The organism is Rhizobium bangladeshense, from assembly GCF_017357245.1.
In the GTDB taxonomy this organism is placed as follows: Bacteria; Pseudomonadota; Alphaproteobacteria; order Rhizobiales; family Rhizobiaceae; genus Rhizobium; species Rhizobium bangladeshense.
Genome location: NZ_CP071612.1, coordinates 4,243,635 through 4,256,960 on the forward strand (window position 1 = coordinate 4,243,635; position 13,326 = coordinate 4,256,960).

Annotated in this window: 10 protein-coding genes; 8 read left to right on the forward strand and 2 right to left on the reverse strand. The window is 61.8% G+C overall.

Annotated features, from left to right (window positions below; genetic code table 11):
• The first annotated feature begins 286 nt into the window (after positions 1-286).
• From J2J98_RS20460 to J2J98_RS20480, 5 genes are all read left to right on the forward strand, one after another.
• Positions 287-3,469, forward strand: a complete 3,183-nt coding sequence (locus J2J98_RS20460; protein WP_207601968.1) for a helicase-related protein — start codon at positions 287-289, stop codon at positions 3,467-3,469.
• 2 nt (positions 3,470-3,471) lie between these two features.
• The gene (locus tag J2J98_RS20465; protein ID WP_064708076.1) at positions 3,472-3,876 is read left to right on the forward strand and encodes an RNA-binding S4 domain-containing protein; all 405 of its coding nucleotides are present in this window, start codon (positions 3,472-3,474) and stop codon (positions 3,874-3,876) included.
• Positions 3,877-4,065: 189 nt separating this feature from the next.
• Positions 4,066-4,404 (forward strand): ferredoxin FdxA, encoded by a 339-nt coding sequence (gene fdxA / locus J2J98_RS20470; protein WP_011427210.1) that lies wholly within the window; start codon positions 4,066-4,068, stop codon positions 4,402-4,404.
• Positions 4,405-4,797: 393 nt separating this feature from the next.
• Positions 4,798-5,370, forward strand: coding sequence for a CarD family transcriptional regulator (locus J2J98_RS20475; RefSeq protein ID WP_011427211.1), 573 nt, complete (start codon positions 4,798-4,800; stop codon positions 5,368-5,370).
• A 376-nt stretch (positions 5,371-5,746) separates the two neighbouring features.
• Entirely contained in the window at positions 5,747-6,610 is an 864-nt protein-coding gene (locus J2J98_RS20480; RefSeq protein ID WP_011427212.1) for an RNA polymerase factor sigma-32, read from the forward strand.
• Between the two features lie 50 nt (positions 6,611-6,660).
• Here J2J98_RS20480 and J2J98_RS20485 read toward each other — a convergent pair whose 3' ends face one another.
• Positions 6,661-8,205, reverse strand: a complete 1,545-nt coding sequence (locus J2J98_RS20485; RefSeq protein WP_064708077.1) for a M48 family metalloprotease — start codon at positions 8,203-8,205, stop codon at positions 6,661-6,663.
• A 388-nt stretch (positions 8,206-8,593) separates the two neighbouring features.
• Positions 8,594-10,132 (reverse strand): MDR family MFS transporter, encoded by a 1,539-nt coding sequence (locus J2J98_RS20490; protein WP_207601969.1) that lies wholly within the window; start codon positions 10,130-10,132, stop codon positions 8,594-8,596.
• A 114-nt stretch (positions 10,133-10,246) separates the two neighbouring features.
• On the opposite strand from J2J98_RS20490, the gene J2J98_RS20495 reads away from it, so the two are divergent.
• The 3 genes from J2J98_RS20495 (at position 10,247) to J2J98_RS20505 (ending at position 13,315) form a co-directional block, all read left to right on the forward strand.
• Complete coding sequence (locus J2J98_RS20495) at positions 10,247-10,774, forward strand: MarR family winged helix-turn-helix transcriptional regulator (protein ID WP_207601970.1); 528 nt, start codon at positions 10,247-10,249, stop codon at positions 10,772-10,774.
• Positions 10,775-10,840: 66 nt separating this feature from the next.
• Entirely contained in the window at positions 10,841-11,491 is a 651-nt protein-coding gene (locus tag J2J98_RS20500; RefSeq protein WP_064712501.1) for a thiamine diphosphokinase, read from the forward strand.
• Positions 11,492-11,494: 3 nt separating this feature from the next.
• A complete protein-coding gene (locus J2J98_RS20505; RefSeq protein ID WP_207601971.1) occupies positions 11,495-13,315 on the forward strand; it encodes an ABC-F family ATP-binding cassette domain-containing protein in 1,821 nt (606 codons plus the stop codon).
• The last annotated feature ends 11 nt before the right edge of the window (positions 13,316-13,326 follow it).

A 13,326-nucleotide genomic window follows, 5' to 3' on the forward strand; every position in this document is an offset into this window, starting at 1 on the left:
CGAGAGAGTCCCGCGATTCAGCATTTAGTAGAAAAAAGTGATTCAAAATCAATACTTAGCCGTGAACAAAAGCTGAATCAGCCAGAGTCAGCGATTCGTCTCTGATTCGTTCTCACGCTGTTCCGAATCGGAGATGCGAACCTTCAGAACGACTCGCAAAGGTCGTAATCCCCGACGCATTTTGAAATCTGCCCTTGCGTTTGCGGCGGCAGCTGTCCATGTGTTCTGTGCCTCCGTCGAGATGGCAAAACTTTTCCTGGGGCGGTCTGCCTCAATTGCATGGACCATGACTCTGACTTCGCAGCCGATGATTCTGAGTGGGCGCGGTGTAACCGCGGTGCTCGGACCAACCAATACCGGCAAGACCCATTATGCCATCGAGCGCATGGTCGCACACGGGACCGGCGTGATCGGCCTGCCGCTCAGGCTCTTGGCCCGCGAGGTCTATACGCGGGTGGTGGAGAAGGTCGGTCTGCAGAACGTGGCGCTGGTCACGGGCGAAGAAAAGATTTCGCCGCCCAATGCGCGTTTTTCCGTCTGCACGGTCGAAGCGATGCCGCGGGAGACCAAAGCCGCCTTCGTCGCGATCGACGAGGTGCAGCTCGCCGGGGATCTCGAGCGCGGCCATATCTTCACAGATCGCATCCTGCATCTTCGCGGCCGCGATGAAACGCTGCTTCTGGGAGCTGCGACGATGCGGCCGATCCTGCAGCATATCCTGCCGGGGATCACGATCGTCGAGCGACCGCGGCTTTCGCATCTCCTTTACGCCGGCCAAAAGAAGATCACCCGCCTGCCGCAACGCTCGGCCGTTGTCGCCTTTTCCGCCGACGAGGTTTATGCCATTGCCGAGCTCATCCGCCGGCAGCGCGGCGGCGCGGCTGTCGTGCTGGGGGCGCTGAGCCCGCGCACCCGCAATGCGCAGGTGGCGCTCTATCAGGCGGGCGACGTCGAATATCTGGTGGCAACCGACGCGATCGGCATGGGGCTCAATCTCGATGTCGATCACGTCGCTTTCGCCCAGGACAGAAAATTCGACGGCTACCAGTTCCGCAACCTCAATCCGGGTGAACTCGGCCAGATCGCCGGACGTGCGGGGCGGCACGTGCGCGACGGAACTTTCGGTGTCACCGGGCAGGTCTCGCCTTTCGACGATGAGCTGGTGCAGCGCATCGAAGGGCACGAATTCGACAACGTCAAAGTCCTGCAGTGGCGCACGACCGAGATGGACTTCTCCTCGATTCATTCGCTTCGCGCCAGTCTCGAGGCAGGGCCGCGCGTGCCGGGGCTGACGCGGGCCCTCCCCGCGGTCGACCAGCAGGCGCTCGAGCAGCTTTCGCGCTACCCCGAGGTGATCGACCTCGCCGACAGGCCGGCCCGCGTCGAAAAACTCTGGGAGGCTTGCGCGCTGCCCGACTACCGGCGTATCACTCCGGCACAACATGCCGATCTTATTTCGACCCTCTTTTCCGATCTCGTGCGCTATGGCACGGTGAACGAGCAGTTTCTCGCGGAGCAGGTTCATCGCGCGGATCGAACTGACGGAGAAATTGACACGCTTTCGGCGCGAATCGCGCAGATAAGGACCTGGACCTATGTCTCGAATCGGCCCGGCTGGCTGGCCGATCCGACACATTGGCAGGAAAAGACGCGGGAAATCGAAGATCGATTGTCCGATGCGTTACATGAAAGGTTGACGAAACGCTTTGTTGATCGCAGGACATCTGTGCTCATGAAGCGCCTGAGAGAGAATGCGATGCTGGAAGCTGAAATCAGTGTGAATGGCGATGTCTTCGTTGAAGGACATCATGTAGGGCAGTTGAGCGGATTCCGTTTTACCCCGGTGGGGGGAACGGATGGACCGGATGCCAAGGCGGTTCAGGCTGCGTCGCAGAAGGCGCTTGCGCTCGAGTTCGAGGCCCGTGCGGCCCGGCTGCATGCCGCGGGCAACAGCGATCTGGCGATCGGTTCGGATGGATTGATCCGGTGGCTCGGCGATCCGGTGGCGCGGCTTTCCGGCAGCGACCACGTCATGCGGCCGCGCGTGATCCTGCTCGCCGACGAGCAGTTGACCGGCAATGCCCGCGATCACGTCGCCGCTCGTATCGAACGTTTCGTCAATCATCACATCAGCACGGTATTGAAGCCGCTGGACGATCTGTCGCGCGCCGAAGACCTGCAGGGTCTCGCCAAGGGACTCGCCTTCCAGCTGGTCGAAAATCTTGGCGTGCTCTTCCGCCGTGACGTCACCGAGGAAGTGAAGTCGCTGGATCAGGAGGCTCGCGCCTCCATGCGCCGATACGGCGTGCGGTTCGGGGCCTATCACATCTTCGTTCCGGCGCTTCTGAAGCCGGCACCGGCCGAACTCATCACGCTGCTCTGGGCATTGAAGAACGACGGTCTCGACAAGCCCGGCTATGGCGATCTCATCCCCATCCTTGCCGCCGGCCGCACTTCCGTCGTCACCGATCCGAGCTTCGAGCGGATGTTCTACAAGCTCGCCGGCTTCCGCTTCCTCGGCAAGCGCGCCGTGCGCATCGACATTCTGGAGCGACTTGCCGATATCATCCGTCCGCTGCTGCAATGGAAGCCCGGTCAGAGCAATCGTCCGGAGGGCGCCTATGACGGTCGCCGTTTCACGACGACGACGGCGATGCTGTCGATTCTCGGGGCGACGCTCGAGGACATGGAAGAGATCCTCAAGGGCCTCGGCTATCGCGCCGATGCCGTAAAGGCGGAAGAGGCGTCGGCCCATCTTGCGGCGCAGGACGCAGCTTCAGCCCCCACCGCCTCCGCGGAGACACCCGGGGAAGAAGCGGCGGAAAGAGCCGATCACGACGATGCCGACGGAGCGACGGAAGAGGCTGCTTCCGAGCCATCCGCAGCCGAGGCGGCTTCGACGGCAGCCGACGTCCCCGCTACAGAAGCGAACGACGGCAACGCTGCAGCCGAAGTGACCGAGGCAACCGCTTCGCCAGAGGCTGCCGCTTCCGGGGAAGCTGGTGAGCCGGCGGAGCCAAAGCCGGTTCTCCTGTGGCGTCTCGGCGGCCGCAATGACAATCATCGCCAGGCACGTGGCGGCCATGGCGAACGCCGTGGCGGCCAGAACCAGGAGCGCGGCGAGCGCAATCGCCGTTCGAACGGTGGTGAAGGCGGCGAGGGCAATCGCGGCGGCGACGGGCGCGACAACCGCCACGGCCGCGGCAAGGACGGTGGCGGCCGCGACGGCGGCAGGCCGCAGCAGGCAAGGGGCGAGCGCAAGGACCAGCCGCGCGGTGATCGTCAGGACCGTGGCGACCGGAAGGACCGCGGCGAGCGTAACGATCGCAATGACCGTAACGACCGCAATAACAATCGCGGGGCCCAGCCGCTGCGCTTCGAAGCCAAGCCGCCGCGCAAGGAGAAGCCGATCGATCCGGATTCGCCATTCGCCAAGCTCGCAGCCCTCAAGGAACAGATGAAGAAGTAATCATGGGCGGGGAGACACAGCCGGCAAGCGGTTCGCGCCAGCGCATCGACAAGTGGCTGTTCTTCACGCGCATGGTGAAGTCGCGCTCGCTGGCCCAGAGCCATGTCCAATCGGGGCACGTGCGCATCAATGGTGAGCGCTGCAGTCACCCGAGCCAGATGGTCAAGCCCGGCGACCGCGTCGAGTTGACGCTGGAGCGACGCGACGTCATCCTCATCGTGCGTCTCGCCGGGGAGCGGCGGGGTCCCTATGAGGAGGCGCGCATGCTCTACGACGACCAATCCCCGCCGCCGGATGAGACAAAACGTCTCACACCATTTGAGCAAGCGACCCGTGCCACCGGCACCGGTCGTCCGACCAAAAAGGAAAGACGTGCAATCGACAGGCTGATGTCGGATGAGGATTAGAAAACTCTCTCCGTTGCGGCGGCTTTTGCAGATCGTTTGTCCTTGAAATCCGGCGCCAAAGCCGATACGTCACTGACAACCTGCCGGAAGCGGGCTTGCTGCCCAAGCCTGTCCACGCTTCGTCCGGCACGGGGATAGGCGCGACGTTCCAGGTTGCCCGGCCCCATCATGGAAATCCTGGAGTTCTTCATGACCTATGTCGTGACCGACAATTGCATCAAGTGCAAATACACCGATTGCGTGGAAGTCTGCCCTGTAGACTGCTTTTATGAAGGCGAGAACTTCCTCGTCATCCATCCCGACGAATGCATCGATTGCGGCGTCTGCGAGCCCGAATGTCCCGCCGAGGCAATCAAGCCGGATACCGAGCCGGGCCTGGACAAGTGGCTGAAGATCAACACCGAGTATGCCAGCATTTGGCCGAACATTACGGTCAAGAAGGACCCGCTGCCGGAGGCCAAGGAAATGGACGGCCAGACCGGGAAATTCGAGAAATACTTCTCCGAAAAACCCGGTTCCGGCGACTAAGACGGCTGCGCAATTCGGCCGCCGCGTTTGAGCGGCCATGCGGTGAAACGTTTTAAATCCTGCGTGTGGCATATGGGTGATGTGTGTTGCCCGCATGACTCAGACGAAGCAAATTATTGATTTCCTCATATTTTTGTGGTAGGTTCCGCCTACTGTTCCATTTGTGGCATGGCGCATGCCCAAAACCATCACGAAAGCAAAACCAATCCGTACGCGGTTTCCGTGACATATCAAAGCTTTGAGCGCCGGGTCCCTAGATCACGCGCAAGAAGTCCTTGCTTTTGCCTGATGGGATCAGAGTGAAGTCACCCGACGGATGCAACCGTCTCAACCGGGCCTGACTGACCCGGCTCCGGCCGCCGCCGGAAGCGTAACAGGGAGTTTTTGAATAGAATGACGACTCAGCAGAAAAAACCTTCTACAGCACGTCACGGCTTCAAGACCGGTGAATCGATCGTCTACCCCGCTCATGGCGTCGGTACCATCACCGCCATCGAAGAGCAAGAAGTTGCCGGCATGAAGCTCGAACTTTTCGTTATCGATTTCGAGAAGGACAAGATGCGCCTGAAGGTTCCCGTCGCGAAGGCGATGAGCATCGGGATGCGCAAGCTTTCGGAAACGGATTTCGTCGATCGTGCATTGAAGGTTGTGCAGGGGAAGGCGCGCGTCAAGCGCACCATGTGGTCCCGTCGTGCCCAGGAATATGACGCCAAGATCAATTCCGGCGATCTGATTTCCATCGCTGAAGTCGTGCGTGATCTCTATCGGGCAGAGAACCAGCCTGAGCAGTCCTATTCCGAGCGCCAGCTCTACGAGGCAGCTCTCGATCGAATGGCGCGCGAAATCGCAGCTGTCAACAAGATGTCGGAAACTGAAGCCGTCCGCCTCGTCGAGACCAACCTCAACAAGGGTCCCAAGCGCGGCAAAGCTATCGAAGAAGACGATTCGCAGGACGAAGCCGCATAAGGCAATCCTGTTTCTTGCGGAAAAAACCCGGCCATCGCGCCGGGTTTTTTTATTGGAACTTTTTTCGGCTTGCCGCGTTTATCAAACGTAACTGCGGACTGCTCGTCGGACGCTTGCTCGTCGGGCGAACTGCTATTCCGTCTATATTCGGTAAGGAGCGGATCATGCCTTTTCAATATTGCCCGTTCGGCAACGTGAAGAAACAGATCCAGCCCGGCCGTCTTAGCGGCACATGGTGAGAGATAGGGCCTCCCCCTGAAAAGTCCAGGGGTGAGGCTTTTTGCATTCGGAACCCCATTCGGTCCGGACAGCGATGTTCCGGAAGGTGAGTTTTATTGTTCATTTTGAGGGCGAAGGCCTGTTTCGGGAGATCGAAATGAAGAACATGTCTGCAGATCGGCGCATGATCAAAATCGCGATGGCCGCCCCCTATCTCGCCCGTCAGGAAGAGCACGATCTCGCCACCCGCTGGAAAGATCACGATGATCGCGGTGCCCGCAACCAAATCGCCATGGCGCATATGCGTCTGGTTATCTCCATGGCCGGCAAGTTTCGCAACTTCGGTTTGCCGATGAGCGATCTCGTGCAAGAGGGCTATGTCGGTCTGCTTGAGGCCGCCGCGCGTTTCGAACCGGAACGTGACGTGCGCTTTTCGACGTATGCCAGTTGGTGGATCAGGGCGTCGATCCAAGACTATATCCTGCGCAACTGGTCGATCGTGCGCGGCGGCACCAGCTCGGCACAGAAGGCGCTGTTCTTCAATCTGCGCCGCCTGCGCGCCAAGCTCGCCAGGGGCGATACGCAGCTGACGCTGCAATCCATCCATCAGGAAATCGCCGCGGCTCTTGGCGTCAGCCTTGCCGATGTGCAGACCATGGATGCTAGGCTTTCCGGCAACGACGCTTCGCTTCAGGCGCCCTCCGTCTCCGGCGACGCTGAAAGCGCGGAGAAGATGGATTTTCTCGTCAGCGACGATCCGCTGCCGGACGAGCAGGTTTCCAATATGATCGACGGCGAGCGCCGCCGCGTCTGGCTCGCTTCGGCGCTGAAACATCTCAACGAACGCGAGATGAAGATCATCAGCGCCCGGCGCCTGGCGGAAGACGGCGCCACGCTCGAAGAGCTCGGCGCTGATCTCGGCATTTCCAAGGAGCGCGTGCGCCAGATCGAAAGCCGGGCGATGGAAAAGCTTCGTAGCGCACTGGTCAGCGCCGACCCGCATATGGCGGCCTACGCATGAACCCTTTACCCTCCAGCAGCACTGACTGGCCCGGCGCAAGCCGGGCTTTTTTATTCAGCGATGATTTTGACGCGATCGCCAGGGGAAACCGCCGCACCCGTCGGCAAGGCATTGATGAGCTTGAAGAGATCCAGCTTTCGGTCTGTGCCCATCATCCGGGCAGCGAGGGTCGATATGTTCTCGCCGGGCCGGACGGCAACGACGCGAATGCGCAGCGGCTTCAGCGAGGCGGCTTCCGCCGGGGTCATGCGTCGGAAACTGGCGCGCAAAACATTGGCCGTCGGTTCGAGGGCGCCGCTGCCTTTCGGCACGGCGGTCAGAAACCGGAAGATCTGCGCATTGTTGCGAATGACGGTGACATCGAAATCCCAGCGGTCGGCACTTGCGCGCGCGGTGGCTGCTTCCATGCCATTGACAGTGATTTGCTGAATGGTCGATGGATCGAGGCCGGTCACCCAGCCGCTGGAGATATAATTTGTGAGGCTCTGGTTCTGGTTGTCGGCGACGCCATCGAAGCGGACGGCGATGTCGTTGGGGCCGGTGGCCATTACGGCCTCGACCTTGTTGTCGATCTTGAAGTCCGCCGGCACGTCGAAGCGGATGCCGAGGCCGCCATGCAGGAAAGTCTGACCGCGCACGTATCCTTCTTCCGGGCTGTCGCCGTAGAGCAGGCCGTCTATGCCGTCGAGATAATAATCGCGGCCCTTGTCGCCGACGGTCCCTTCCTGGCCGAAAGCGCGCGCATGTGTGCGGGCAAGCTCGATGCGCTGAGCGGAATTCGGATGGCTCGAGAGGAAATCGAGGCTCTGGTCGGCTTCCGGGTCTACCGACATGAAGCGGCTGTACGCCGCCATGGAATCGAGGAAGCGGGCGGCGGCATAGGGGTCGTATCCGGCTTCGCCGAGCATGCGCACGCCGATGACATCGGCCTGCAGCTCCTGTTGACGAGAGAAGGCGGCAAGCCGCAGCTTGCCCCGGGCAAGCGCCTGCTTGCCGGCTATATCGCTGGAGAGGACCTCGGCGACGACGCGGCTGGCAATGACTTCGGCTTCCTCGCGCTTCTGCCGCTCGATACCGTGATTCGCCGTCACGTGGCCCATTTCGTGCGACAGCACAGCGGCGACTTCCGAGGCGTCGTTGGCAAGGGCGAGTAGGCCACGGGTGACGTAGAGGTAACCGCCTGGCAGCGCGAAGGCGTTGATCGCGGGCGAGTTCAGGATGGTGATCCGGTAGGACTGACTCGGATTTTCCGACACCGCCGTCAGCGCGCCGGCGATGCGGGCGACGAGGCGCTCGGTCTTGGCATCCTTATATTCGCCGCCGTAACTCGCCACGATACGCGGATGCTCCCGGGCGCCCATCGCCGCACGGGGATCGTTCTTCTGCACCTCGTCAACGATCTGGGGATTGGAGGAAGGCGAGATGCTCGGCTGGTAGGATTGTTCGATCAGCGACTGACACCCGTTCAACGCCACCGCGACGGTTGAAAGCAGCACGAGGCGACGGGCGAAGCGACGCGTCGCGGAGATGGCATCACTGGAAAGCGCGGGCGATTTCCACGTCGTCAAGCTGTCCAGTCTGGTTCTCCGCATCATGTCGCTGTTTTGCCGGTTTACCGCAGATTGGGACCGGCCTTGGCAAGGGGAACTCAACAGGTGCGCACCCCTGATCTCGCGCTGCACTCTAGGCCGATACAAGTCGTTGCTGTAGCTGATTTTCGCATCGGTTGCATAGCGAAACTCTGTTTAATTGTGGCGCCGTTGCATTTTGGCAAGCCTCGGACATCAAGGTCTCCCTTCGCTCGAATGAAATTATGGCGAAAGTTCCGTCACGACGCGCAGATTTGTCGACGGCGCGGAAAAAGAACGGAGTGATTGAGACAACCGGACGGAAAGCGGCAGCACTACGGGAAAACTGCAACTACTAGTTATGACTGCCACAAGGGACGCGTGCCGGTGAATATGACCCCTACACGCCGGCAGGTTATTCCGCTGCTTCCGCCGTGGCCGGTTGCGGTCGCTTCGTTTCGCTGGCGCGGGGCAACTGCACGGGTTTCAGCATCATGGCGGCGGCAAGGCCGATTACGGCAATCGCGCAGGAAGTCATGAAAAGAGGCGAGAAGGCGGCGGCATAGATATCAGCGACAGCCCGGCGGCTGGCTTCGGGGAGGGCGGCCATCATTTTCGGCGTGAGCTTTTCGATATCGGCAGCGCCGGGAATGGGAGCGCCGACCTTGCCGAGGCCGGAGGCGATGATGGCGCCGTAGATTGAGATGGCGATCGAGGCGCCACCCATGCGAGAGAGCGTGACCGAGCCGGTCGCGGCGCCGACGTCGCGGGCCGGTGCGGCATTCTGCACGCCGATGACGGGAACCTGCTGCGCAAGACCGATGCCGATGCCATGCAGCATCATGATCGCGCCGATGAAGGCGATCGGCGTTCCCGCGTGGACCTGCGACATCAGCGCGAAGGCAGTAGCGCTGCAGGTGAAGCTTGCGATAGCGAAGGGTTTGTAGCGGCCGGTCATCGAGATGATACGGCCGGCGGACAGCGATCCGCAGACGAGACCACCGGTCAGCAGGATGAACAGAAGGCCGGCGGCCGATGGCGAAAGGCCGGTCGTCGTCTGCAGGAAGAGAGCGAGATAGTTGACCATGCCGATGGCGATCGCACCTCCCATGACCGATATCACCAGGAGCAGACTGAAAGTCGAGTTGCGAAAGAGCTGCAGGGGGACGATCGGCTCCGGCGCGCGACGCTCGACGAACACCCAGCTCACGGCGCAGACGACGCCGAAGGCGACGATCCCCATGCTCTGTGGTGAAATCAACGAACCGAACAATTCGCTGCTGTCTGTGGCAAGCACGATGCTCGTCGTCGTGAGCGCGATCAGGAGCGCGCCGGCATAATCGATCTTCGGGCGTCGATTCGGCTTGCGGTAGGGCAGCATGAAAGCAAGGCCGGCCAGTACGATGAAACCGATCGGCACGTTGACGAGGAAGATCGAGCGCCAGCCGAAGAGGTCGCTCATCGTCCCTCCGAGCACCGGGCCGATCGCGCCCGAAGCCATCAGCACGAGGCTGGAGTAGCTTTGATAGCGCGCCCGCTCACGCGGCTCGAACAGATCGGCGTTGACGGCAAAGATCGATACCATGATCCCGCCACCACCGAGACCCTGCAGCACACGCGCGGCGATCAGCGTGTTCATCGAGACGGCGAGGCCACAGACCGCGGAGCCGGCGGTGAAGATTGCGATCGCGGTCATCATCACATACTTGCGGCCGAAAAGATCGCCGAGCTTGCCGTAGAGCGGCATGACGGCGCTGAGCGCCAGGAGGTAGGCCGAGCCGATCCAGCCGAAACGTTCGAGATGGCCGAACTCGCCAACGATTGTCGGCAGCGCCGTGGAGACGATCTGATTATCAAGTGTCGCCATGAACATGGCGGTCATCAGAAAGAAGAAGAGGATAAGCCGGCGACGGGGATCCGTCACGAGCGGCGCAGACGCGGGTTGCATGTCCATGAGGGCGTATTTCCGGTTCGACCCGCTTTATGTGCTATCAGCATGTAATTGTCAATGGCATATGAATGACCTCGACATATTCAATTTTGACGCCCGCTCTGTTATGATTCCGTCATGAACGAGACCCTGACGAAGATTCTGTTCAACCGCCGGGCCGAGCCGGACGACGAGAACCTGCCTCGCATTGGCCGGAGCATGGCGCGCATGCGTCTGATGACCGGGCGGCGGCTTATCGGCAGGCTGGCGATCCAGAGTGCCGCGCCGGGCCTTGAACTTTCCCATCTCGACGTGCTCGACGCCGTGCGGCGGGCTGAGCCAGTCGGCGAGGTCACCGTCGGCATGATCGCCGAGATGCTGCGCATCGACCCGTCGCGCGCCAGCCGGGTGGTGGCCGAGATGGTCGGACGCAACGTGTTGCGCCGTGAGGCCTCCCAGGCGGATGCACGGCGGATCGTCGTGGTCATCACCGACGCCGGCCAGGCGCTGCTTGCCGAGATCCACGCGCAGAAAATGGCCATCATCTCCGAGATCGTCTCCGACTGGCCAGCGGCGGATGTCGAGCGCTTCGCGACGCTCTTCGAGCGCTTCATCACCGGTTACGAGGCGATATTCCTGTCGCGTGACAAGGATACGCCGGGCTGAGGTGGCGGCGCCGATCTGTCGGTGCCTCTTCCCCTCGCCCCCCCGTTTGCGCTAAGGGCAGTGCCCATGAGCCAATCCACCTTCACCATTCTGCTCGGCGGCGAACTCAGCCCGACGGAGCGCCTGCGCCGCGCCATCGGCGGCAGCCGCTTCATCGCGGCCGATGGCGGCATGCGGCATGCGATGGCGCTTGGTGTCATCCCTGAGCTCTGGGTCGGCGATTTCGATTCGACGCCCCCCGAGCTCGAAGGGGATTTTCTCGATGTGCCGAAACTGCCCTATCCCGCAGCGAAGGCGGCAACAGACGGCGAAATCGCCGTATCGGAAGCGGTCGCCCGGGGCGCGCGGCGGCTCATCCTGGCCGGCGCGCTCGCCGGCGAACGCTCCGACCACGCGCTTCAGCACCTGCTGTCGGCCGTTGGCCTTGCTGAAGAGGGTTTCGACGTGCTGCTGACCTCTGGCAAGGAAGAGGCTGTGCCGCTGCTTGCCGGCACGATCGAGTTGGACCTTCCCAAAGGCAGCCTGTTCTCAGTCTCCGGGTTCAGCGAGCTGAAGGGGCTTTCCATCGAGAATGCGCGTTATCAGCTCGCAGATTTCCAGCTGCCTTTCGGCTCGTCACGCACAATTTCCAACGTCGCGGAAGGCAAGGTTCGCTTTTCGCTCAAGAGCGGCCGGGCGATCGTGCTTGCCCGACCCTATGATCTTTCCGGAGTCTGATTTTTGGCCCCTCCCATTCTGAAACTCGACGATATCTTCCTGAGCTTTGGCGGCGCGCCGTTGCTGGCGGGTGCTTCCCTGCAGGTCGAGCCCGGCGACAAGATCTGTCTCGTCGGGCGCAACGGCTCGGGAAAATCGACGCTGTTGAAGATCGCCGCCGGTATGGTCGAGGCGCAGTCCGGCGAAGTCTTCCGCCATCCCTCCTCGACGGTGCGTTATCTCGAACAGGCACCGGATTTTGCCGGTTTCAGCACGGTACAGGCCTATGCCGAGGCTGGGTTGGGACCGGGCGACGACCCCTATCGCGTGGTCTATCTCCTGTCGCATCTCGGCCTCACCGGCGAGGAAGATCCGAACACCCTTTCCGGCGGCGAATCTCGCCGGGCCGCGCTTGCCCGCGTGCTGGCGCCAGAGCCCGACATTCTTCTGCTCGACGAGCCGACCAACCATCTCGACCTGCCGACCATCGAATGGCTGGAAGGCGAGCTGCAGAAAACTCGCAGCGCCCTCGTGCTGATTTCGCACGACCGTCGTTTCCTCGAAAAGGTTTCCACCGCGACCGTCTGGCTCGACCGCGGCACCTCGCGCCGGCTCGACAGGGGCTTTGCACATTTCGAAGCCTGGCGCGACCAGGTGCTGGAGGCCGAGGAGCTTGAGCAGCACAAGCTCGGCAAGGCAATTGAGCGCGAGGAACACTGGCTGCGCTACGGCGTCACTGCCCGGCGCAAACGCAACATGCGCCGTCTTGGCGAGCTGCAGACGATGCGTTCCCAATATCGCGGCCACAAAGGGCCGCAGGGCACGGTCCAGGCCGCCATTTCGGACGCCCAGGAATCCGGCAAGCTGGTGATCGAGGCCGAGAAGATCACCAAGAGCTTCGGCAGCCGGGCAATCGTCACGCCGTTCTCGATCCGCGTGCACCGCGGCGATTGCATCGGTCTCGTCGGGCCGAACGGCGCCGGCAAGACGACACTCCTGAGGATGCTGACCGGCCAGCTTTCGCCGGACAGCGGCACCATTAAGCTCGGCACCAATCTGGAGATCGCCACCCTCGACCAGAAGCGAGAGGACCTCGACCCCGAGGATACGCTCGCGAACTACCTGACGGAGGGGCGCGGCGAAAACCTGCTCGTCAACGGCGAGCAGCGCCATGTCACCGGCTACATGAAGGAATTCCTGTTCCAGCCGGAACAGGCGCGTACGCCGATCAAAAGCCTCTCCGGCGGCGAGCGCGCCCGGCTGATGCTGGCGCGCATCCTCGCCCGCCCGGCAAATCTCCTGATCCTCGACGAACCCACCAACGATCTCGACATCGAGACGCTCGATCTCTTGCAGGAAATTGTCGCCGGTTTTCCCGGCACCGTCATCCTCGTCAGCCACGATCGCGACTTCCTCGACCGCACCGTGACCTCGACGATCGCGCCCGCCGTGCCGGATGCGCCCGACGGTCGATGGATCGAATATGCCGGCGGCTACACGGATATGCTGGCACAGCGCAAAGGCGCGCTCGAAGAGCGCAGGAAGGCCGAGAAGGCGGCGGAGAAGCCGAAGACGCAGGAGACAGCAGCTTCCGGCGGAGGCTCGAAGAGTAAGCTCTCCTTCAAGCAGAAATTCGCGCTTGACAATCTGCCGAAGGAGATCGCCAAAGCCGAAGCCGAGATCGCCAAGCGCGAACTTGTCATGGCCGATGCCAATCTCTTCACGCGCGACCCCGCTGCCTTCAACCGGCTTGCAAGCGAGATGGAAAAGCTGCGCGCCAGCCTGACCAAGATGGAAGAGGAGTGGCTGGAGCTCGAAATGCTGCGGGAAGAGCTGGAAGGCTGAGATTTTCGCAC

What these genes read in the sequence shown, in the direction of transcription:
- fdxA (WP_011427210.1), top strand. Translation starts at nt 4,066, where the DNA reads ATGACCTATGTCGTGACCGACAATTGCATCAAGTGCAAATACACCGAT.
- J2J98_RS20500 (WP_064712501.1), top strand. Translation starts at nt 10,841, where the DNA reads ATGAGCCAATCCACCTTCACCATTCTGCTCGGCGGCGAACTCAGCCCG.
- J2J98_RS20495 (WP_207601970.1), top strand. Translation starts at nt 10,247, where the DNA reads ATGAACGAGACCCTGACGAAGATTCTGTTCAACCGCCGGGCCGAGCCG.
- J2J98_RS20460 (WP_207601968.1), top strand. Translation starts at nt 287, where the DNA reads ATGACTCTGACTTCGCAGCCGATGATTCTGAGTGGGCGCGGTGTAACC.
- J2J98_RS20475 (WP_011427211.1), top strand. Translation starts at nt 4,798, where the DNA reads ATGACGACTCAGCAGAAAAAACCTTCTACAGCACGTCACGGCTTCAAG.
- J2J98_RS20490 (WP_207601969.1), bottom strand. Translation starts at nt 10,132, where the DNA reads ATGGACATGCAACCCGCGTCTGCGCCGCTCGTGACGGATCCCCGTCGC.
- J2J98_RS20480 (WP_011427212.1), top strand. Translation starts at nt 5,747, where the DNA reads ATGAAGAACATGTCTGCAGATCGGCGCATGATCAAAATCGCGATGGCC.
- J2J98_RS20485 (WP_064708077.1), bottom strand. Translation starts at nt 8,205, where the DNA reads ATGATGCGGAGAACCAGACTGGACAGCTTGACGACGTGGAAATCGCCC.
- J2J98_RS20465 (WP_064708076.1), top strand. Translation starts at nt 3,472, where the DNA reads ATGGGCGGGGAGACACAGCCGGCAAGCGGTTCGCGCCAGCGCATCGAC.